The sequence below is a fragment of the Comamonas composti DSM 21721 genome (genome assembly GCF_000429845.1).
Lineage (GTDB): Bacteria > Pseudomonadota > Gammaproteobacteria > Burkholderiales > Burkholderiaceae_C > Comamonas > Comamonas composti.
The window spans coordinates 1-22,007 of sequence record NZ_AUCQ01000042.1 but is presented as its reverse complement, the minus strand read 5'-3'; the positions used below and the strand labels follow the sequence as shown (position 1 = coordinate 22,007).

At 65.3% G+C, this 22,007-nt stretch carries 15 protein-coding genes; 3 read left to right on the top strand and 12 right to left on the bottom strand.

Annotated elements, in window-relative coordinates; genetic code table 11:
* Positions 1-107: 107 nt before the first annotated feature.
* The 4 genes from G486_RS0116365 to aqpZ all read right to left on the bottom strand — a co-directional run bounded on the left by G486_RS0116365 (position 108) and on the right by aqpZ (position 5,801).
* Entirely contained in the window at positions 108-1,253 is a 1,146-nt protein-coding gene (locus tag G486_RS0116365; protein WP_034388092.1) for an alpha-hydroxy acid oxidase, read from the bottom strand.
* 151 nt (positions 1,254-1,404) lie between these two features.
* Positions 1,405-2,085 (bottom strand): Fe2+-dependent dioxygenase, encoded by a 681-nt coding sequence (locus G486_RS0116360; protein ID WP_027016510.1) that lies wholly within the window; start codon positions 2,083-2,085, stop codon positions 1,405-1,407.
* 407 nt (positions 2,086-2,492) lie between these two features.
* Positions 2,493-4,739, bottom strand: a complete 2,247-nt coding sequence (locus G486_RS0116355) for a TonB-dependent receptor (protein WP_027016509.1) — start codon at positions 4,737-4,739, stop codon at positions 2,493-2,495.
* A gap of 357 nt (positions 4,740-5,096) precedes the next feature.
* A complete protein-coding gene (gene aqpZ / locus G486_RS0116350; RefSeq protein WP_027016508.1) occupies positions 5,097-5,801 on the bottom strand; it encodes an aquaporin Z in 705 nt (234 codons plus the stop codon).
* Between the two features lie 230 nt (positions 5,802-6,031).
* Here aqpZ and htpG point away from each other — a divergent pair, with 230 nt between their 5' ends.
* Positions 6,032-7,978, top strand: a complete 1,947-nt coding sequence (htpG, locus tag G486_RS0116345) for a molecular chaperone HtpG (protein WP_027016507.1) — start codon at positions 6,032-6,034, stop codon at positions 7,976-7,978.
* 91 nt (positions 7,979-8,069) lie between these two features.
* On the opposite strand, the gene uca is transcribed toward htpG, so the two are convergent.
* The 8 genes from uca to G486_RS0116305 all read right to left on the bottom strand — a co-directional run bounded on the left by uca (position 8,070) and on the right by G486_RS0116305 (position 20,925).
* On the bottom strand, positions 8,070-11,693 hold the full coding sequence (uca, locus tag G486_RS0116340; RefSeq protein WP_027016506.1) for an urea carboxylase: 3,624 nt from the start codon (positions 11,691-11,693) through the stop codon (positions 8,070-8,072).
* Between the two features lie 98 nt (positions 11,694-11,791).
* Complete coding sequence (atzF, locus tag G486_RS0116335) at positions 11,792-13,621, bottom strand: allophanate hydrolase (protein WP_034388089.1); 1,830 nt, start codon at positions 13,619-13,621, stop codon at positions 11,792-11,794.
* 172 nt (positions 13,622-13,793) lie between these two features.
* Positions 13,794-14,486 (bottom strand): urea ABC transporter ATP-binding subunit UrtE, encoded by a 693-nt coding sequence (urtE, locus tag G486_RS0116330; protein WP_027016504.1) that lies wholly within the window; start codon positions 14,484-14,486, stop codon positions 13,794-13,796.
* A 19-nt stretch (positions 14,487-14,505) separates the two neighbouring features.
* Positions 14,506-15,318 carry an urea ABC transporter ATP-binding protein UrtD gene (gene urtD / locus G486_RS0116325; RefSeq protein ID WP_027016503.1) on the bottom strand — a complete coding sequence of 271 codons (813 nt, stop codon included), beginning with the start codon at positions 15,316-15,318 and terminating at the stop codon, positions 14,506-14,508.
* Complete coding sequence (gene urtC / locus G486_RS22580) at positions 15,315-16,568, bottom strand: urea ABC transporter permease subunit UrtC (RefSeq protein WP_084455368.1); 1,254 nt, start codon at positions 16,566-16,568, stop codon at positions 15,315-15,317. The genes urtD and urtC overlap by 4 nt, the downstream gene beginning before the upstream one ends.
* A 2-nt stretch (positions 16,569-16,570) precedes the next feature.
* Positions 16,571-18,208 (bottom strand): urea ABC transporter permease subunit UrtB, encoded by a 1,638-nt coding sequence (gene urtB / locus G486_RS0116315; protein ID WP_084455367.1) that lies wholly within the window; start codon positions 18,206-18,208, stop codon positions 16,571-16,573.
* 70 nt (positions 18,209-18,278) lie between these two features.
* Positions 18,279-19,532, bottom strand: a complete 1,254-nt coding sequence (gene urtA / locus G486_RS0116310; protein ID WP_027016501.1) for an urea ABC transporter substrate-binding protein — start codon at positions 19,530-19,532, stop codon at positions 18,279-18,281.
* Between the two features lie 181 nt (positions 19,533-19,713).
* Complete coding sequence (locus G486_RS0116305) at positions 19,714-20,925, bottom strand: MFS transporter (protein ID WP_455350721.1); 1,212 nt, start codon at positions 20,923-20,925, stop codon at positions 19,714-19,716.
* A gap of 197 nt (positions 20,926-21,122) precedes the next feature.
* Here G486_RS0116305 and G486_RS0116300 point away from each other — a divergent pair, with 197 nt between their 5' ends.
* Together G486_RS0116300 and G486_RS0116295 are read left to right on the top strand one after the other, a co-directional pair.
* Positions 21,123-21,635, top strand: coding sequence for a hypothetical protein (locus tag G486_RS0116300; protein ID WP_407059803.1), 513 nt, complete (start codon positions 21,123-21,125; stop codon positions 21,633-21,635).
* A 47-nt stretch (positions 21,636-21,682) separates the two neighbouring features.
* A partial coding sequence (locus G486_RS0116295) for a helix-turn-helix domain-containing protein (RefSeq protein ID WP_034388095.1) occupies positions 21,683-22,007 on the top strand: 325 nt, incomplete at its 3' end.

The following is a 22,007-nucleotide window of genomic DNA, read 5'->3' as shown; positions in this document are numbered from 1 at the left end:
ATGTCGTGTTTACTGTTTAAAAGTGAGCTGCCAGCGCTTGCCTCTATTGGGTTTTAGATTGAAAGCCATCTGAAACCTATGAATATCAAGCGCTGGCAGCTTCTTTTTCAGGAGTTGTTCCAGAGGCAGTCCGGGCCCAGTTGCTCCAGCGTGGCGCAGCCCAGTTGGGCCATGGCCAGTTCCAGCTCGGTGCGCAGCAGGTGCAGCAAATGGGCCACGCCCAGCATGCCGGCCACGGCCAGCGCGTGCAGCACGGGCCGGCCCAGGAGCACGGCATTCGCGCCCAGGGCCAGCGCCTTGACGGCATCCGTGCCCCAGCGCACGCCGCTGTCCAGCAGCAGGGGCGTGGCGGGCAAGGACTGTCGGATCGAGGGCAGGACTTCCAGGGGCGAGACCACACCGTCGAGCACACGCGCGCCGTGGTTGGAGATCACCAGCGCATCGGCGCCGTGGGCCACCGCCTCGCGCGCGAGCCTGGGGTTCAGCACGCCCTTGACGATCAGCGGCAGTTGCGTGCTGGCGCGCAGCCAGGCCAGTTCGTCCAGGCTGGGGGCGGCGTCAGCCAGCGGTGTGCCCAGGATGATGGTCCGGGCTCCGGCCTGGCTGGTCTGGCGCAGGCTGGGGTAGCCATGCAGGTTGGCTGCCTCGACACCGCTGGGCAGGGCAAAGCCCGAGCGCTTGACGCTGGCGTCCACGGTCCAGACGATGGCCTCGTAGCCCGCGGCCTCGGCGCGGCGCACGAGCGCCAGGCTGTGCTCGCGCGTGGGCTGGGAGTACAGCTGGAACCACAGCGGCGCGCCCTGGCCCAGCTCATCGCGCGCCGCATGGGCGGCAGCAGCAATCTCTTCCAGGCGGTGGCTGGACAGGGTGCTGGCCAGATAACCGGCCTGCAGCGCCATGGCCGCGCGCACGCTGGCCAGCTCGCCTTCTGCATGCGCGAGGGCCTGGTAGGCCAGGGGGGCGATGAGCAAGGGGTGGGCAAGCGTCTGACCCAGCAGGTCCAGCCGTGTATGGCCGCCGCGCAAATCGGCCATGGGGGCGGGCAGCAGGCGCAGGCGGTCGAAGGCCTGGCGGTTGTGCGCCAGGCCCCGCTCCTGGTCGCAGCCGCCCTGGATGTGGCGCCAGGCCTGGGCCTCGATATGGTGGACGGCATGGCGCTCGTAGTCGGCGCTGCTGGAGATTTCGGCGGGAATGCGGGCATGGGCTGCACGCAGGGGCTGGCCCAGGCTGTTGAGTGGTGTTGCCGGCGTCATTTCAATGCTCGGTACATGTGTTGCATCGCTTGCGGGGTTGGTGCGTGATATCAGGCATTGCATGGCCCGAGGCCAGGGCCGCCCCTGGGGCTGAGGCTGCCGTCCCCCGTGCGAAGAAAGCCGGGGAAGCGGCGCAGCCGCTCAGGGGAGGTCAAGTCTGGCTCCACATGCGCAGCAGGTTGTGATAGGTGCCGGACAGCGCCGAGAGGCTGGGCTCTTGCGGGTGGCGTGCCGTGAGCTGCTGTATCTGCTGGTCCAGATCGAACAGCAGGCGGCGCTTTTCGGCCGAGGCGACCAGGCTTTGCGTCCAGAAAAAGCTGGCATGGCGCGTGCCGCGCGTGACCGGGTTCACGCGGTGCAGGCTGGTGCCCGGGTAGAGAATGGCGTCGCCCGCTGCGAGCTTGACGCTTTGCTGGCCGAAGGTGTCCTCGACGATGAGCTCGCCCCCTTCGTATTCCCCGGGCTCGCTGAAGAACACCGTGGTCGAGACATCGCTGCGTACCTTGATGGCCGTACCAGGAATCGTGAACAAGGCATTGTCGATGTGGTTGCCGTAGGTTGCGCCGCCCTCGTAGCGGTTGAAGCGCGGCGGCAGAACCTTGAGCGGCAGGGCGGCCGACATGAACAAGGGGTTGCGGCCCAGCCTGTCCAGGATCAGATCGCCCATGGCCTTGCCCGTGGGGCTGTCCAGCGGCAGTTGCAGGTTGCTCTTGACCTGGGCGGCGAGCGGGCCTGCGGTGATGCGTCCGTCCTGCCAGTCGGCGGACTCCAGCGCCTGGCGGCACTGGCGCACTTCGTCGGGGCTGAGCAGGCAGGGGATGCGAAGCATCATGGCGAAAGTCCTTTGGCGTACAGGCTCTGAAGTGTGCATGGAAAAAAGCCCCATCAGCCCAATGGCCGACGAGGCTTGTCGGTGCTGCGTCAAGCGCAGACTTGGCGGCATTCATCTGGCAGCACAGAAAACTGGCGCTGCCAGATGGATGTCAAACGTCAGGGATGCCAAGCAAGGGCCGCCCCGCAGCGAGGGCATCGTCTCCCTCCCGAAGAGAGAGGGGGAAGGCGCGCAGCCTCAGGGGCAACAGAATCTTCGTTCTTCGGGGGCGCGGAGCATCGTGCACGCTGTTTGAAACTGGCGCAGCCAAACGTCAGGGGTGCCAAGCAAGGGCCGTCCCGCAGCGAGGGCATCGTCCCCTCCCGAAGAGAGAGGGGGAAGGCGCGCAGCGCCTCAGGGGGAGCATCTCAATACGTCATCTTCAAAGACGCCACGGCCGAGCGGCCGGCGGCCATGGTGGCGTAGTGGGGTGAGCGCACGCCGCTGTAGTAGACCTTGTCACCCAGGTTGTAGAGGTTGAGCTGGAAGGCCAGGTTCTTGTTGATCTGGTAGGCCAGCATGGCGTCATAGCGTGCATAGCCGGCCGCGCCCTTGGTGACCAGGCCGCCATCGACCTTGGAGATCGCATAGGCTGCGTTGACGCTGCTCTGGGCATAAATGCCCAGGCCCAGGGTGAGCCTGGCATCGGGCTTGTAGCTGGCCCACAGGCTGAAGCTGTGCTTGGGCGTGTTCACAAAGGGCTGGCCGTTGGCCGCGGACGGCGTGCACACCGACGGCGTTCCGCTGCAGGTCTGGCCCGCGTTTTTCTGCTCGCTGTCCATCAAGGTATAGCCGCCAAAAATGCTCAGCCCCGGCAGCACGCTGCCCGAAAAGCCCAGCTCCAGGCCGTTGACCACCTTGTCGCCTGCCATGTAGGCAAAGCCGTCGCTGTCCGTGATGCGGGCATTCGTGACCTGGTTGCGGAAGATGGCTGCCGTCAGCCCCAGTCTCTTGTCCAGCAGCTCCCACTTGGTGCCCAGTTCGAGCGAGCGGGTCTTTTCGGGCTTGAGGCTTGCGAGATAGGCCGTGGTGATGCCCAGATCTTCGCTGCAGGCGCCCAGGCAGGCCCCGCCAGGGCGGGAGGAAGTACCGGCGCTGGCATAGATGCTGCCATTGGCGGCAGGTTTGTAGACCAGGCCCAGCTGGTAGTTGAACAAGGTATCGGTGCGGCTGGAGTCATAGGTCGCTGAGGTGGCGTGGACCTTGTAGTGATCCATGCGCAGGCCCGCATTCAGCAGCCATTGCTCGTTGAACTTCAGGGTGTCGAAGCCGTACAGGGCAACGGTATCGATCTTGTTCACGGTGGGCACCGCAGCAGGCTGCCAGACATAGGTCCAGGGTGTGGATGCATCGGGATTGTCGAGGGAGGTGCACCACATGTTGAGCGCCGTGCACTTGGTGGTGCTGCTGTCCTGCACTGCGCCGGAGCGGGTCTCGGACTTTTCCTTGGTCAGCTCCAGACCAAAGGCGTAGCTGTGGCCAATGGCACCGGTCTGCTCCTTGCCGCTGAACTCGGTCACGTTCTGCAGGGTGGAGATGTCGGAGAAGCGATAGTTGCCGCGCCGCCAGACATAGCCGTTCAGGACATTGCCCTTGCTGTCATCGGGCTGGCTGCGCACATAGTCCTGCTCGGACTTGCTGTAGCGCAGCGTGTTGCGCAGCTTGCTGGTGTCGCTGAACTTGTGCTCTATGGAGGCGGTCAGCAGATCGCTTTTTTCCTTCTCATAGTCGCGGGCGTTGATGCCATACCAGTTCTTGCGGTTGTTGCCGTACGTGGGGCGCACCGTGCTGCCGCCGGGCAGGCCGGCCATGGCAGTGTTGCTGTAGAGGTAGGGCACGCCACCGTCGGGCATGTTGTCGGTCTGCAGGTGCTGCCAGGACAGCGAGACTTCGGTGGGCGAGCCCAGGCCGAAGCTCACTGCGGGCGCAATGCCCCAGCGCTTGGTTTCGGGGCCGCTGCGCCCCGGTATGTCGGCATCGTGGACCATGGCGTTCAGGCGCAGGCCTATGCCTTCGCCGAGCACGCGGTTCATGTCCAGCGTGCCGCGCTTGTAGTTGCTGCTGCCCAGGCCGATGTCGCCGGAGATGAAGTTCTCGTTCCTGGCCTTCTTGGTCACCAGGTTGATGGAGCCGCCGGCGCCGCCACGGCCTGCATAGGCCGAGTCCGCGCCCTTGATGACCTCCACGCTCTCCAGGTTGAAGACCTCGCGCGTGCCGGCGGCGATATCGCGCATGCCGTCCACAAAGGTGCTGGACTGGGCATCCAGCCCGCGGATGAAGGGCTGGTCGCCGGCGGGGTTGCCGCCCTCGCTGTTGCCGAAGGTGATGCCCGGGGTGGAGCGCAGCGCTTCCTGCAGGCTGGTGGCCCCGGTCTGCTTGATCAGCTCTTCATTGATGATCTGCACGGTCTTGGGTGTGTCGACCAAGGGCGCTGTGAACTTGGCGCCCGAGGCGCTGTCGGTCTTGAGCTGTGCCTCGGTCGAGGATTTGACCGTGACCTCGTTCAGCGTGGCCGATGTCTGGGCCATGACGGCATGGCCTGAAAGACCCAGGCCCAGGGCCAGGGTGAGTTGCGTCAGGGACGTTGGCGGGACAGTGTGTTGGAGTCGATTCATTGGTAGTCCGGGTGTTTGGCGCTCGTATTTTTATTGAGAATCAGAATCGTTATCTGTAACGATTTGATGGATTTCGAGCGCTGAGTCGGAAGCCCGGAAAGTCCGTTGCCTAGACACCACAAATTACGCCATGGAATGACAGGAAAAGACAAAAAAAGAGCTGCTGGCACAGCTCCTGATTGGGTTTTAGCTTTGTATGTGGCTGAGTCTGGCTGAAAGCAAGCGCTAACAGCTATTGTTTTTGTGCTTGCCTGGTCTGATGCCCGATCCTGGGCTCAGGGCAGCCGCCTGGAAAGGGCTGTTGCGGCCCAGATCGGCCCGCGCTGAAGGCAGGCCGAAGCCGTGTGCGCGGCAGCTTCAATCCTCGCGGGAATTGCTCAGCAGCGCCTTGTAGATCAAGGCGCCCAGCAGGGCTCCGACGATGGGCGCGACCCAGAACAGCCACAGCTGGTCCAGCGCCACCGAGGGGCCGAACAGCGCCGGCCCCGTGCTGCGCGCGGGGTTGACCGAGGTATTCGTCACGGGGATGGAGATCAGGTGGATCAGCGTCAGGCACAGGCCAATCGCCAGGCCCGCAAAGCCTGCGGCTGCACGTCTGGCCGTGGCGCCCAGGATCACGATCAGGAACAGCGCCGTCATCACCACCTCGGTGACCAGGGCCGCCATCAGGCTGTAGCCCCCGGGGGAGTGGCCGTCAAAGCCATTGGTCGCAAAGCCGCCGATGTCGGCCCCGGCCTTGCCTGTGGCAATCACATACAGAATGCCTGCACCTGCAATTGCGCCCAGCACCTGGGCGATCACATAGCCGGGCAGCTCCTTCCAGGCAAAACGTCCGCCCATGGCCAGGCCCACGGAAACAGCGGGGTTGAAATGGCCACCAGAAATCGGTCCCAGTGCGTAAGCGCCGGTAAGAACTGTGAGACCAAAAGCCAGGGAGACGCCCGCCAAGCCTATGCCTACGCCGGGAAAGGCCGCCGCCAGCACGGCCGCGCCGCAGCCGCCCAGGGTCAGCCACAGGGTGCCTATGAATTCAGCCGACCATTTTTGAAGTGAAGTGTGCATGGAATAAGAGCTCAAGTCGGACCCGTCCTCCGCGCCGGGTCTGGAACGCACCGTCCCGCACGGCGGTCGGCGGCGTTGTTATAGCTGTTAACTATCAGTTTCAATTACTGTTAAAAGTTAATGATTGTCTGGCTGCTGTGCAGCGCAAGCAGGTCATGGGTCTTGAGAACGCACAGGAAGGCCTTAACTAGTGGAAGTTTTCACCAACCTCTTTCAGAAGCAAGATTCGCATGAGCAAGCAAACCCACTCCTTTCAGGCCGAAGTCGCGCAACTGCTGCATCTGGTCACGCATTCGCTGTACTCGAACCCCGAGATCTTTCTGCGCGAGCTGATCTCCAACGCCTCGGACGCCTGCGACAAGCTGCGCTTCGAAGCCCTGAACGACGCGACGCTGTACGAGGATCAGCCGGCCCTGGAGGTGCGCCTGTCCTTTGACGCAGCGGCCAAGACCATCACCATTGCCGACTCGGGCATAGGCATGAGCGCGCAAGAGGCGATCGACAACCTGGGCACGATCGCCAAGAGCGGCACCAAGGCCTTCATGGACAAGCTCTCGGGCGACCAGAAGACCGACTCCCAGCTGATCGGCCAGTTCGGCGTGGGCTTTTATTCGGGCTACATCGTGGCCGACAAGATCACCGTGGAGTCGCGCAGGGCCGGCCTGCCCGCAGCCGAGGGCGTGCGCTGGACCAGCGGCGGCACGGGTGAGTTCGAGGTCGAGGCCATCGAGCGTGCGGCGCGCGGCACCTCCATCACCCTGCATCTGCGCCCCGAGGCCGAGGAATTCCTCAACGGCTGGAAGCTCAAGCAGCTGGTCTCCAAATACTCGGACCACATCAGCCTGCCCATCCTCATGGAGAAAGAGGAGTGGAAGGACGGCGAGAACGATCAGCCCGGCCAGATGGTCAAGACCGGCGAGTGGGAAACCGTGAACAAGGCCAGCGCCCTCTGGACGCGGCCCAAGAAGGACATCACGCCCGAGCAGTATCAGGAGTTCTACAAGTCCATCAGCCATGACTTCGAGGACCCGCTGACCTGGAGCCACAACCGCGTCGAGGGCAATACCGAGTACACGCAGTTGCTCTACATCCCGGCCAAGGCGCCGTTCGACATCTACCAGCGCGACAAGAAGGCCGGCATCAAGCTCTACGTGAAGCGCGTGTTCATCATGGACGATGCCGAAGCCCTGATGCCCGGCTATCTGCGCTTCGTCAAGGGCGTGATCGACTCCAGCGACCTGCCGCTCAACGTGAGCCGCGAGCTGCTGCAGGAATCGCGCGATGTGCGTCTGATCCGCGACGGCTCGGTCAAGCGCGTGCTGACCATGCTCGAAGACCTAGCGCGCCACGACAAGCATGAAGCGGTCGAGGGCGCCGATGGCGTGACCGATGTGGTCAGCGACGAGGACAAGGCCAAGGAGGGCAAGTACACGGCCTTCTACAACGAGTTCGGCGCCGTGCTCAAGGAAGGCCTGGGCGAGGACTTCGCGAACAAGGAGCGCATTGCCAAGCTGCTGCGCTTTGCCTCGTCCAGCTGCGACAGCCAGAGCGTCTCCCTGGCCGACTACAAGGCCCGCATGAAGGAGGGCCAGGAGGCCATCTACTACATCACGGCCGATACCTTCGCCGCCGCCAAGAACAGCCCCCAGCTTGAGGTCTTCAAGAAAAAGGGCATCGAGGTGCTGCTCATGACAGATCGCGTGGACGAGTGGGCGCTTGGCTATCTGAACGATTTCGACGGCACGCCGCTGCAGTCCGTGGCCAAGGGGGCTGTGGATCTGGGCAAGCTCCAGGACGAAGCCGAGAAGAAGGCCGCCGAGGAAGCTGCCGAAGCCTTCAAGCCGCTGCTGGCCAAGCTCAAGGACGCGCTCAAGGACAAGGCCGAAGACGTGCGCGTGACCACGCGCCTCGTCGACTCGCCCGCCTGCCTGGTGGTGCAGGACGGCGGCATGAGCCTGCAGCTCGCGCGCATGCTCAAGCAGGCCGGCCAGAGCGCTCCCGAGTCCAGGCCCGTGCTCGAAGTCAACCCCGAGCATGCGCTGGTCAAAAAGCTGGATGGCTCGGTGCACTTCCACGACCTGGCCAACATCCTGTTCGACCAGGCCGTGCTCGCCGAAGGCGGCATGCCCGAAGACCCTGCCGCCTATGTGCGCCGGGTGAATGCATTGCTGGCCTGACGCCACCTCCCGAGGCGCTTGTGCGCCTGCGTAGAGATCGTAAACACGCTCTGACGGGGGCGGAAGCGGCGTAGAGGGCGGCCTTCGTCTTTTACGCTGCTGCCGCAAATACCAGCAGCGGATCGCCGCTGGCCACGGGCCGGCCGGGCTCGCACAGCACCTGGTCGATGGTGCCGTTGGCTGCGGCCGTGATGTGGATCTCCATCTTCATGGCCTCGACGATGAGCAGCGTGTCGCCGGCCTTCACGCGCTGGCCGCTTTGCACCTGCACCTTCCAGATGTTCCCCGAGAGATCGGCCTCGATCAGGCTCTGGCCTTGCTGCAGTTGCAGCTGTGACGGCGGGGCCGCAGGCGGTGGTTCGCAGGTCACAGGCTCGTCCTGCCACAGGGCGATTTCGGATGCAAAGGCCCGGGCCTGCAAGGCCTTGAAGTCCGCAATGCTCTGGGCGTTGTCGCCCAGAAAGCGCTGATAGGCCGCATAGTCGAAGACTTCATGCTCTATGCGCAGCTGCGCGCGGCCTTCGCGGAAATCCTCGCGCAACTGGTCGAGCTCGGCTTCGCTGACCGGGTAGAAACGCACCTGGTCGAAAAAGCGCAGCAGCCAGGGCCGGTCTTGCTCGAACATGGGGTTGTCGGGCGTGCGGCTCCAGATCGGCAGGGTGCGCCCCACGAGCTGGTAGCCGCCAGGCGAGTCCATGCCGTAGATGCACATGTAGACGCCGCCAATGCCCACCGTGCCCTCGGCCGTGAAGGTGCGCGCAGGGTTGTACTTGGAGGTCAGCAGCCGGTGGCGCGGGTCCAGCGGCACCGCGCAGGGGGCGCCCAGGTAGACATCGCCCAGGCCCATGACCAGGTAGCTGGCGTCGAAGAAAATGCTGCGCACCTGATCGCGGTCTTCGAGCCCGTTGATGCGCTGTATGAAGTCCACATTGTTCGGCAGCCAGGGAGCCCGGGGCTTGACGGTTTCCTGGTAGCGCTGCACCGCGCCCAGCGTGGCGCTGTCCTCCCAGGCCACGGGCAGATGGACGATGCGCGTGGGTATCTTGACGCTGGAGATGTCGGGCAGCAGGCCTTCGATCTCCAGCAGCCGCGCGACCAGTTCGCTCTGGCGCATGACCAGGCTGTCATAGCGGATCTGCAGGGAGCGTACGCCGGGCGAGAGTTCGAGCACGCCTGCCAGGGGCTGGCGCCTGAGCTCCTGCATGAGCAGATGAATGTGCAGCCGTGCGCCGATGTCGAGCTCGTTGTCGCCGTACTCCAGCAGCAGGTAGCCGTCCCCGGCCTGGCGGTAGGTGACCAGTCTTTTGCCGGCATGCGGGGGGATCACGGCCACGGTGGTGGTGCTCAGCGCGTGGCCTGCGGGCGCGGGCAGGCTGGCAATGCCTTCCGGGGGAGCGCACAGGCTCGCAATGGCCTGCTCCTGCCGCAACTGCAGGCTCACGGCCTGGGCATAGGTCAGGGGGTGAAAGCGTATGCTGTCGCCGGGCTTGAGCTGGCCGACCTTCCAGAGCTCGGCCTTGGCAATCGTCACCGGGCAGACGAAGCCGCCGAGGCTTGGGCCGTCGCGCGTGAGGATGATGGGGGTGTCGCCCGAGAAGTTGATGCTGCCTATCGCGTATTCGCAGTCATGCACATTCGACGGGTGCAGGCCGGCCTCGCCGCCATCGCTGCGCGCCCAGGCGGGCTTCGGGCCTTGCAGGCGGATCCCCAGGCGATTCGAGTTGTAGTGCACCTGCCAGTCGGTGGCGAAGAACATGTCCATGGCCTGGGGCTGCAGAAAATCGGGCGCGCCATGCGGACCGTAGAGCACGCCTATGTGCCAGTGGCTCGGGTAGTTGGGCACCAGCGTGACATCCATTCTCTCGGGCTCGCCCACAGGGGGGGACGTGCTGCAGGCCGCCAGTGCGGGCTGGGAGATGGCCAGCATGTCGCCGCCGCGCAGGAGCCGCCCGCCATGGCCGCCGAAGCGTCCCAGGGCAAAGGTCGAGCGGCTGCCCAGATACAGGGGCACGTCCAGGCCGTTGCGCACGGCAAGATAGGTGCGGCAGCCCGTGCTCACCCGGCCCAGGTCCAGCACCTGGCCTGCGTGCACGGCGAAGGCGCTCCACATGGGGCATTCGTCGTCGTCCAGGGTGGCGGGTGTGAGCGCTCCCGTGAGAGCGATCACGGCATCGCAGTGAAAGCGCAGCCTGGGGCCGTTGAGCGTGCACTCCAGGGCTGCAGCCTCGGGCGCATTGCCGACCAGGCGGTTGGCAATGCGAAACGCGAAGTCGTCCATGGGGCCGGAGGGCGGCACGCCGATATCCCAATAGCCTTCGCGCCCCGGATAGTCCTGCACGCTGGTGGCGGTGCCGGCCTGCAGCACTTCCAGGCATTGCGGCCGGTATGCGAAGGAGTTCAGGAACTGGGTGCTCAGGCGGGCCTGTGCGAAGGCCGGGCTGGCCAGTACCTGGCGCAGGTAGTCGAGGTTGCTGGCAATGCCGTGCAGACGTGTGCCGGCCAGCGCGGCCTGCAGCCGCTCCAGGGCCTGGGCCCGGTCCTGGCCATGGGCAATGATCTTGGCCAGCATGGGGTCATAGAGTGCGGAGACCTCGGTGCCCGTGGCGACCCAGCCGTCCACGCGTACGCCTTCGGGAAAATGCACGTCCGTGAGCAGGCCGGGCGCCGGCTGGAAGTTCTTGAGCACATCTTCGGCGTACAGGCGCACCTCGATGGCGGCGCCCCGGGGCGGGCGCTGCATGGCCTGCCAGTCCAGCGCCAGGCCCGAGGCCAGGCGCAGCATGCATTCGATCAAGTCCAGGCCGGTCACGGCCTCGGTGACCGGGTGCTCGACCTGCAGCCGGGTGTTGACCTCGAGAAAATAGAACACATCGCGCGCACCGTCATAGACAAACTCCACCGTGCCAGCGCTGCGGTAGTGCACGGCCTCGCCCAGGCGTACGGCCGCCTGCAGCAAGGCTGCGCGCGTGGCCTCGGGCAGGCCTGGCGCCGGGGTCTCCTCGACGACCTTCTGGTTGCGCCGCTGCACCGAGCAGTCGCGCTCGCCGAGTGCCACGACACGGCCCTGGCCATCGCCAAAGATCTGCACCTCGACATGCCGCGCCTGATCCACAAAGCGTTCGAGAAACACGCCGCCATCGCGGAAAAAGGACTGGCCCAGGCGCTGCACGCTTTCAAAGGCCTGCTCCAGCTGATCGGCCGTATCGCAGCGCGTGAGACCTATGCCTCCGCCGCCGGCCGTGGTCTTGAGCATCACGGGGTAGCCGATGGCTTGGGCCTGGCTGCGGGCTTCGCCCAGGCTGTGCAGCAGGCCGGTGCCCGGCGCCATGGGCAGGCCTGCGGCTGCGGCCAGCTCGCGCGCGCGGTGCTTGAGGCCGAATTCACGCAGCTGTGCGGGCGAAGGCCCGATGAAGACCAGGCCCTGGTCTTCGCAGGCCTGGGCGAACTCTGCACTCTCCGACAGAAAACCGTAGCCGGGAAACACGGCCTGGGCGCCAGTCTGGCGGCAGGCCTCGAGCACCTTGTCCATGCGCAGATAACTGTCTGCAGGCCGGTCCCCGCCCAGCGCCACGGCCTGGTCGGCCAGTCTGGCATGCAGGGCGTTGCGGTCGGCATCGGAGTACACGGCAACGCTTTTGACACCCAGCTTCTGCAGCGTGCGAATCGCCCTGACGGCAATCTCGCCGCGATTGGCAATCAAAACGGTATGGAACATGGCAGGTCTTTCGTATCGGTTGTCCATGGCGCCTGGCAGCAGCGCCCATCAAGATCAAGGCCCAGCGACCCCTCACACGGGGAGGGCACGCAAGCGGATCAGGCGCTGCTCTCTTTCAAATATTCGCGCCAGCCACCGAAGGCCGTGATGTCCTGTGCGGACTCCAGGGCCAGGGGCTCGCAGATAAAGCCCTTGACGTGGCGTCCGTCCTCAAGCGTCAGCGTGCCTATGCCCAGGGGCGCGGGGACTTCGGCCGTGAACTCGCCAAAGGCCAGCGGCGACAAGGCCCAGAGCTCCACGGTGATCGGCGCGCCCTGGCCCGGCATATGTTTGAGGCCGGGCTTGGGCGGCGAGGTGCCGGCCAGCGCAAACAGGCGGTAGTCGTGGCTTGCGGTATGGGTTTCCTCGAGAAAGCGGGCCTTGCGGCTGGTGAGCTGGTGGTTGAGCGGCATGCCCCGCAAATGCGCGCCGACCACGGCCAGGACGATGTCTTGCGGGGAGCTTGCGGGCCGGGCCTGTACCTTGGCGCCGGCCACGCCGGGCGCGCCCGGCGGCAGGCTTTGCGCGGCCTGCCAGCGCAGGCCTATGCGCGTGAGAATCGTGTCGTGCCAGGCCGGGGCGATCAGGGTCATTCCCGCAGGCAGGCCGTCGGAGCGCAGGCCGGCGGGCAGGGCCAGCGCGCACAGGTCGGCAAGATTGGTGAAGTTGGTGTAGTAGCCCAGGGCCGAGTTGTGGGCAATCGGCTGCTCGCGCAACTGCTCCTGGGTGTAGATGCTCGGCGTGCTGGGCACAACCAGTGCATCGACGCCGGCCAGTTGCTCCAGAATGCGGCGCGCAAGTTCGGCGCGCCGGTATTCGGCCCTGAAGGCGTCGCTGGCGCTGTAGTTGCGGGCCTGCTCCACGACCTCGCGCACGACCGGGTGCACTGCTTCGGGCCGGCTCTCAAGCAAGGGCTGCAGCACTACATGGCGCTCGGCGACCCAGGGGCCCTGGTAGAGCAGGGCCGCCAGCTCGGCGAATGGGGTGAAATCTATTTCCTGGAGGGTGGCGCCGTCGGCGCGCAATTGCTGCAAGGTCTCGGAAAAGTGTTCGGCCGCGAGTGCATCGCCAAAGAATTCAGGCTTGTGCGGCACGGCCAGCCTGAGCTTGGCGGGAAGGCTGCTGGGCACCTGCAAGGGACGCTGGCGGCTGTAGATATCGGCGGCGTCATAGCCGGCCATGGTCTGCACGGCCAGCGCAGCATCCTCCACGGTCAGCGCAAAGGCCGTGATGCAGTCCAGCGTGCGGCAGGCCGGCACCAGGCCGCGGTTGCTGATCCAGCCCTTGCTGGGCTTGAATCCCACGATGTTGTTCAGGGCTGCGGGAACGCGGCCCGAGCCGGCCGTGTCCGTGCCCAGGGCAAAGGGCACGAGGCCGCGTGCGACCACGCTGGCCGATCCCGAGCTGGAGCCGCCGCTGATATAGGCGGGGTCGAAGGTGTTGGGCACGGCGCCATGAGGGGAGCGCGTGCCCACCAGTCCGGTCGCGAACTGGTCGAGGTTGGTCTTGCCCAGCAAGATGGCGCCAGCTGCGCGCAGCTGGGCAAGGGCAAACGCATCGGCTTCGGCCGTGTAGGTGAAGGCGGGGCAGGCCGCACTCGTGGGCCAGTCCTGGACATCGAGGTTGTCCTTGGTGGCAAACGGCACGCCATACAGGGGAAGGCGCGACAGGTCGCCCTCGGCCTGGGCCAGCAGGACCTGCAGCGCTTTTAGCTGCTGCTCCAGCTGCTCGGGCGTGGCAATGCAGATCCAGGCCGGATCGTGCGGCTGCAGGCTCTTGAGCAGCGGCATCAGCAGATCGCTGGGGCTGGCGCCCTGGGCATAGGCCTTGCGCCATTGCGCCAAGGTCCATCCGGTCGTGGAATGGGTCAGATCCTGGGAGGCTTGCATATCGTGGCCTTGCGCGTGATGAGGTACGAGGGAGTCATTGCAAGAGCCATGCCATGAGTCGCGGGGGAAATCTGTGGTGCGCTGGGCGCACCGGACTGGGCATCGGGCCTGTGTTTGGTGCGTGCATGCACCAGCCGATGGCGCGAGCAGCCGGGTGTGGCCATGGGGCCCGTCAGATCGCCAGCATGGCCTGCACACCCCGGGCCTGCATGTCGCTGCCCTTGCCCGTGGCCACGATGGCGCCGCGCTGCATGACGGCATAGAAGTCGGCATGCTCGGCGCAGAAGTCGTAGTACTGCTCGACCAGCAGCACGGTCAGGCCCATCTCGTCGACCAGCAGGCGCAGCGTGCGGCCTATCTGCTGGATGATGTTGGGCTGTATGCCTTCGGTGGGTTCGTCGAGTATCAGCAGCTGAGGCTGGCTCATGAGTGCACGTGCGATCGCCAACTGCTGTTGCTGGCCACCCGAGAGATCGCCCCCGCGCCGGTGCTTCATGCTCTCGAGCACGGGAAACAGCTGGTAGATGTGCGCGGGAATGCCCCGGGGAGCGCGCCGGCTGGCTGCGCCCACGAGCAGGTTCTCCTCCACGCTGAGGCGCGCAAAGATATCCCGCCCCTGCGGGACATAGGCCAGGCCCTGGCTCACGCGCCTCCAGGGCGGCAGCCGCGTGAGCGCCTGGCCGCTCCAGGCGATGGAGCCGCTGCGTGCTGGAACCACGCCCATCAGGCACTTGAGCAGGCTGCTCTTGCCCACGCCATTGCGCCCCATGAGGGCGGTGAGGCGGCCCTGGGGGACTTCCAGGCTGAGGTCGCGCAGGATATGGCTGTCGCCGTAGTACTGGTTGAGTAGCTTGATGCTCAGCATGTGCTGCTTTCCGCTGCGTTCATCGGCCCAGGTAGGACTCCACGACCCTGGGGTTCTCGCGAATCTGACTCAGCGTGCCCTCGGCCAGCGTGCGGCCTTCGGCCAGTACCGTGACCTTGCCGCTGTCGCCGGCCAGGGCAGCGACGAAGTCCATGTCGTGCTCCACGACCATGATCGAACAGCCCCCGCGCAGCCGGCCCAGCAAGTCTGCAAGCTCCATGCTCTCGTGGTCGCTCATTCCGGCCACGGGCTCGTCCAGCAACAGCAGCCTGGGCTGCTGCATCAGCAGCATGCCGATCTCCAGGCGCTGCTTTTGCCCATGCGACAGCGTGCCCGCGCGCTCGTAGGCCTGGGACTCCAGCCCCGTCTGCTCCAGCACCTGCTCTATGCGGGCGCGCTCTTCGCTGCCAAGGCGTGCGCGCAGCGTGGCCCACCAGTGCTTGTTGCCGGCCATGGCGATGTCCAGGTTTTCCCAGACCTTGTGCTCTTCGAAGACCGTGGGCTTCTGGAACTTGCGACCGATGCCGGCTTGGGCGATGGCAGCCTCCTTCATGCGGCGCAGATCCATGGTCTGGCCGAGGAAGACGCTGCCGCTGATCCGTGCCATGGGGCTGCGCGTCTTGCCCGTGATCACATCCATGAGCGTGGTCTTGCCCGCGCCGTTGGGGCCGATCACGCAGCGCAGCTCGCCGTCGTCTATGCTCAGATTCAGCTGGTTGATGGCGCGAAAGCCGTCGAACACCACGCTCAAATCCTCTACATAAAGAATCGGGCCGTGAGAGACATCGATGTGTCCCGGCTGCAGCCAATGGCCGCCATAGGCTTCGTTCATGCGCTGGCTCCTTCGGTCACAGAGGGCATGGTCGTCCGGATCGGCTCGCGCAAGAGGTTGGCTTTTTTCGCAGAGGGGTCTGGCTTGGGGGAGCGAGGCCAGCGCCTCAGCAGTCCCATGAGGCCCTGCGGCAGCCATAGCGTCACGCCGACGAACAGCGCGCCCAGGAAGAAAGGCCAGAAGTCCGGGAGGTGGCTGGTGAACACGGTGCTGGCGCCATTGACGGCAAAGGCGCCGAGAATCGGGCCGGCCAGGCTGCCGCGTCCGCCAACGGTCACCCAGACGGCCATTTCTATGGACTTGAGCGGTGCCATTTCATTGGGGTTGATGATGCCCGCCTGGGGCACGTAAAGCGCACCGGCCACGGCACACAGCAGCGCCGACAGCACCCAGATGAAGAGCTTGAAGGGCAAGGGGTCGTAGCCGCAGAACATGACGCGGGTCTCGGCATCGCGCACCGCCCGGGCCACGCGGCCGAGCTTGCTGGTGACCACGTGGCGGCAGAGCAGATAGGCGGCGGCCAGGGCCAGAAGGCTCAGGGCGAACAGGGCTGCACGCGTCGGCAGGGCCGAGATCTCAAAGCCGAGAATGCGTCTGAAGTCGGTGAAGCCATTGCTGCCGCCGAAGCCGGTCTCGTTGCGCAGAAAGAGTTGCATGGCTGCAAAGCTCAAGGCCTGGGTCACGATGGACAGGTAAACCCCCTTGATGCGTGAGCGAAATGCGAAGAACCCGAACACCAGCGCGACGAGGGCCGGTGCCACGAGCACCAGCAGCACAGCCCAGCCAAAGTGCTCGCTGCCCCGCCAGAACCAGGGCAGCTCTTTCCAGCCCAGAGAGAGCATGAAGTCGGGCAGAGCGCTTGTTTGGGCGCTGTCTGCACCGGCTGTGCGCATCAGGTGCATGCCGAAGGCATAAGCGCCGAGTGCAAAGAACAGCCCATGACCGAGGCTCAGAATGCCGCAGTAGCCCCAGGCCAGGCCCAGGCCCAGCGCGGCCAGTGCATAGCAAAAGATCTTGCCCATGAGCGTGAGCCCATAGGCAGACAGCGCGAGTGGATGGTCGGCAGGCAGCAGCAGTGCGGCTGCGGGCATGCAGACGCAGCCCAGAAGCAGGGCGAAGGCCAGGGCCAGCCAGCCCATAGGGCTGAGCAAGGGCTCGCGCTCTGCCACCTCCAGCTGGAAGCTGCGGGCGGCCTGCAGGTGCGAGTCTGCGGGTACCAAGGCGGCGGAGCCGACGGAGTCTTGTTTCATGGCTAGGCCTCTATGGAGCGGCCCTTGAGGGCGAAGATGCCTTGCGGACGGCGCTGAATGAAGACGATGACCAGGGCGAGCACGGCAATCTTGGTCAGCACGGCGCCCCAGTAGGGCTCGATGAATTTGGAGAGCAGGCCCAGGCCGAAGGCGCCCGTGACCGTGCCTGCGAGCTGGCCGACGCCGCCGAGCACCACGGCCATGAAGGAGTCGATGATGTAGGTCTGACCCATGTCGGGCACCACGCTGGCGCCGGCCTGGCTCAGGGCCACGCCGCTCAGGCCCGCAATGCCTGCGCCAAAGGCGAAGGCCTGGCGGTCCACCCGCGAGGCGGGCACGCCCACGCAGGCGGCCATGCTGCGGTTTTGCGTGACCGCACGCACGAACAGGCCCATGCGAGTCCGGTTGATCACCAGCCAGGCCAGAGCCAGTACCAGCAGCGCGAACACGATGATGGCCATGCGGTTGTAGGGCAGGACCAGGCTGGGCGTGAGCGCCCAGCCGCCAGACAGCCATGCGGGGTTGGAGACCTCAACGCCTTGTGCGCCGAACAGCATGCGCATGGTCTGGATCAGCAGCAGGCTCACGCCGAAGGTGGCAAGCAAGGTTTCCAGAGGACGCTTGTAGAGCTGGCGCAGCACCGCCCATTCCATGGCCATGCCGACCAGGGCCGAGACCGCGAAGGCCGCAGGCAGCGCGAGCAGCACCGCATATTCCTGCAGCCCGGGCAGGTAGTGGTCCAGCAGCCACTGCACGACATAGGTCGTGTAGGCGCCGATCATGAGGAATTCGCCATGGGCCATGTTGATTACGCCCATGAGTCCGTAGGTGATGGCCAGGCCCAGGGCCGCAAGCAGCAAAATGCTGCCGCTGGACAGGCCCTGGAACAGGCTGCCAGCGATCTCGCTCCAGCGCTGGTGCTTGCGGATGTCTTGCAACGCCAGCGCAGCAGCCTGGGCCAGCGCCGGGTTCTGCGTCTGCCGGGCCAGCGGTGCGAGCAGGCTCTGGGCTGCGGGGGAGCTGCTGCGGCTCAGCAGCCCGGCGGCACGCAGTTGCAGCCTGGCATCCCCGGTTTGCAATGCGCTCATGGCCCAGAGGTCGGTGAGGCTGGACTTCAAATCCTCATCGCTTTCCCTGTCCAGGGCCTGGCTCAGGGCCGGCAGCAGCCCTGGGACTGCATTCTCGGTCAGTGCTGCCATGGCCTGGGCGCGTGTGGCGCGGTCGCGGGACTGCAGTTGCAGCACGGCCAGTGCGCTGTCTATGCGGCTGCGCAGCGCATTGTTGAGCATCAGTTCTTGCAGTCCCGTGCCTGCAACGGCCAGGGGCTGGCTGCTGGCTGCATCGAGCAGGCGGTCGCCGTCCTGGATGACGAGCATGCCCTTGTCGTCCTTGAACACGGCATCGGCCTGCAGCGCCTGCAGCAGGCGCCGGGCTGCGGGCGTGTTGGCGGCGGCCTGGGTCAGTTGATCTATCAGTGCCGACCTGGCTTCGAAGTCGTCCTCGCCCAGCGGCGCCAGCCGTGACTGGGTCATGGGCGGGGGCTGTGGCCCGGGGTCTGGCATGAGGTCTGCATGCGCCCGCGACATCCAGAGGGCGGCAAGGCAGGCAGCCAGCACAAGTGCAGGGAGTCTGAGTGTCATGACGGCAGCATGAGAAGGTGGGGAAGCAACGGCCGGCCTGCAGCTGCGCAGCGGGCCGCTGTTGCGTGGATTACAAGGCCTTGTCGGCCTTGCCCTGGTTGCCGGTGATGAAGGGGCTCCAGGGCTGGGCGCGCAGGGTCCTGGGTGTTTTGTAGACCACGCCGAACTGCCCGTCAGGGCGGATCTCGCCGATCATCACGGGCTTGTACAAGTGGTGGTTGTCGCCCATTTCCAGCTCGTAGCCGCTGGGGGCCTGCACCTTCTGGCCATACATGCTTTTGCGCACGGCATCGACATTCGTGGACTGGGCCTTCTCCACGGCCGCCTTCCACATGCGCAGGCCTATCACCGTGGCTTCCATGGGGTCGTTGCTCACGCGCCTGGCGCCGCCGGGCAGCTTGTGTGCGGCCGCATAGTCGGCCCATTGCTTCTTGAAGGCGTCGTTGGCCGGGCTCCTGACCGACATGAAGTAGTTCCAGGCCGCGAGATGGCCAACCAGGGGCTTGGTATCCACGCCGCGCAGCTCCTCTTCGCCCACGCTGAAGGCCATCACGGGAACATTCTGGGCCTTGATGCCCGCATTGCCCAGCTCCTTGTAGAAGGGCACGTTGGAGTCGCCGTTGATGGTGGAGATCACCGCCGTCTTGCCGCCCTGGGAAAACTTCTTGATGTTGGCCACGATGGTCTGGAAGTCGGCATGGCCGAAGGGCGTGTAGGCCTCTTCGATATCACTGTCGGCCAGGCCCTTGGACTTGAGAAAGGCGCGCAAGATTCTGTTCGTGGTGCGCGGATACACATAGTCCGTGCCCAGCAGAAAGAAGCGCCTGGCGCCCCCGCCCTGCTTGCTCATCAGGTATTCGACGGCAGGAATGGCCTGCTGGTTGGGGGCGGCGCCTGTATAGAACACGTTCTTGCTCAGCTCCTCGCCCTCGTACTGAACCGGGTAGAAGAGCAGGCCGTTGAGTTCCTCGAACACCGGCAGTACCGATTTGCGCGAGACCGAAGTCCAGCAGCCGAAGACTGCGGCCACCTTGTCCTGGCTCAGCAGCTGGCGCGCCTTCTCGGCGAACAGGGGCCAGTTGGAGGCGGGGTCCACGACCACGGCTTCGAGCCTGCGCCCCATGATGCCGCCAGCCTTGTTGATGGCTTCGATCTCCATGAGCGCGGCATCGCGCAGGGAGGTCTCTGAAATCGCCATGGTTCCCGAGAGCGAGTGCAGTATGCCGACCTTGATGGGCGGTTGGGCCTGCGCATGGGCCATGCCTTGCAGCAAAGGGAGGCTGGCGAAGGCAGCAGACAGGCGGATCAGCGTGCGACGTTGCATGGGAGGCCTTTCAGTCGTTCAAAAGTCTTGCTGAAAGGCTTTATGCATTTAGCGTGCCAGCTGATATGCCGGACAGCTGCCGAAGCGTGGCGCTGAATTGGTGCAGGGCCTGCGCCCAGGTCGCACTGCTTGGGTGCAGCCAGGCTGTGGATCGGCCTGCGGGCTTGCCGCGAGCAGGTTCTTATTGCGCTGGCATGGGCAAGGCCCGGGTGCGAGTGCACTGCCAGCACAGCCAGGTGCAGAGCAGACCCATGACGCAGCAATAGGCTGTCAGAGCGCGGGTCAGGCCTATGTGGTCGGACAGCCAGCCCAGGCCGAGGATGGGAACAATCGTGCCCAGATAGCCGACGATCAGGTAGGTGGACAGCAGACCGGTGCGGCTGGCAGGCGTAGAGACCTTGTTGACGATGGACATGCCGGCCAGGTTGCAAAGCCCGTGGCCAGCGGCCGTGGTCATGACGCTGAGCGCGAACAGCCAGGCCGAGCCCACGAAGTTGTTGATCAGCAGCAGCAGGTTGCAGGCCGCAAGGCAGGCAAAGCCCATGATGGCCGCGGCCTTGGAGGGACGCGGGCGGGCCAGGTATTGCACGCCGGCCGACAGAAACAGGATCACGCCAATCGACAGGCCGGACACCGCAGGCCCGTGCCAGGGCAGCATGCGCTGCATGAAGCTGGGGGCCAGTGAGGCGAACAGGCTGAACATGCCGAAAGCGCTGAAGGCACACATGCCGCCGAGCGCGAAGTGGCGTGCGAACCGGGCTTCGGGCAAGGTGAGGGTGGGCATGAAGTCGCGCCAGTGCAAAGGCTTGGCGGTCATGGGCAGATGGGTCACAGGCTCGGGGATGTGGACCTTGGATAAGGCGCGTATGGAGATCAGCCCCAGTGCAATCGAGGGCAGGTAGGCCGTGATCAGAGGGCGGGGCAGCCATTGTGCGGCCAGTCCTCCGACTACCGGGCCCAGGCCGAAGCCAAAGGCAATCGTGAGGCTGGTCGTGGCTGCGGCGCGCTGCAGGTCGCCCTGGTTGTTCAGGCGGGTCATGCCCACCGAGGCCGAGGTCGTGATCAGGCCCGAGGCCAGTCCGATGATGATGCGGCCGAGCGCAAAGCTGGGCAGGTTCCAGGCCAGGGCCGAGATCAGCACACCGGCCGTCATCAGCATCAGGCCCTGGCGCAGCACACGCACAAAGCCGAAGCGGTCGGTCAGGCGGCCCAGAAACAGCAGACTGGTCAGGGCGCCCAGCATATAGGCCACAAAAACCTGGGTGATGTGACTGGGCAGCAGACTCCATGCCTGCTGGTACAGCGGGTACAAGGGGCTGGCCAGGGCCGTGCCCATGACGCCCACGCACATCGAGAAGCACACCCAGACATAGGGTGACCAAGGGGTTTGCATATCGGAAAAATGGCTATGAAGACCATGGGCATGCCAGGCTTGGTCTTGTCGCAGGAAGGCTTCGCTGGCGGCTCTGCATAGAATCAAGCCATGGCCTGGGCCGGTCGGCACAGGCATTCTAAAAAGATTGGCAAAAGTCTGCTGCCCGCCTGTTGCGGCTGGTCTTGCTGCGCCGGCTTCAGGCAAGAAAGGTCGTCATGTCTCCTGCACGCTTGCATTCCTCCTGGCTCTCCACCGCTCGCCTGCCTCAGGGCGGGCGGCGCGTGGCGATGGCACTGCTGTCCGTGGCCCTGGTTCTGGGCGTGAGCGCCTGTGGCTCGGTGGGCGCAGGCGTTGGCATAGGCGTTCCGGTCGGGCCGCTATCGGTAGGTGTGGGTGTGGGCAGTGGTGGCGTCAGCGCAGGTGTGGGTGGGGGTGTGGGTCCGGTGGGGGCGGGAGTGAGCGTGAATCAGCGCGGTCAGGTCCTGGGCAGTGCGGGCGTGGGCGCATCCACGGGAGTCGGGGCTGCACGCGTGGGCGTTGGCGTGGGCTCGTCCACGGTGCTTCATGATCCTCAGAACGCACGCGATGCCACCCCTGCAGCCTCTGCTCCCGTACCGCTGTCTTCTTCGGCTGGTGCTGCGGCGCCCGCCGAGGGACAGGGGGAGGTGCAATGGCGCGATGCCAGCGGCCGCAGCGTTCCCGCCTGCCGGGTAGAGGGCCGTTGCTAGGGCGGCCTCAAATCTGAAGTGCAACACCCTTCAGAATTGAGACCACTTTGATAGCCAAAACATACCAACAACTCACCGAAGCAGAGCGCCATGCAATAGCGTTGGGTCTGCAGCAAAAGCAAAGTATCCGAGCGATAGCCAGAGCTCTGGGACGTAGTCCAAGCACCATCAGCCGAGAGATTGAGCGCAACGCAGGAGGTGCAGGCTACGTCAGCAAGTTTGCCCAGCAACGCTGCAGAAATCGCCGTCTGCACAGCCGCCCCCGCCCCAAGCTGCACCGCGATGGCGCCTTGTTTCAAGTGGTGCATGAACACCTGCTGCTACGCTGGTCGCCTCAGCAAATTGCCCTGCATCTTCAAACACTCCATCCCG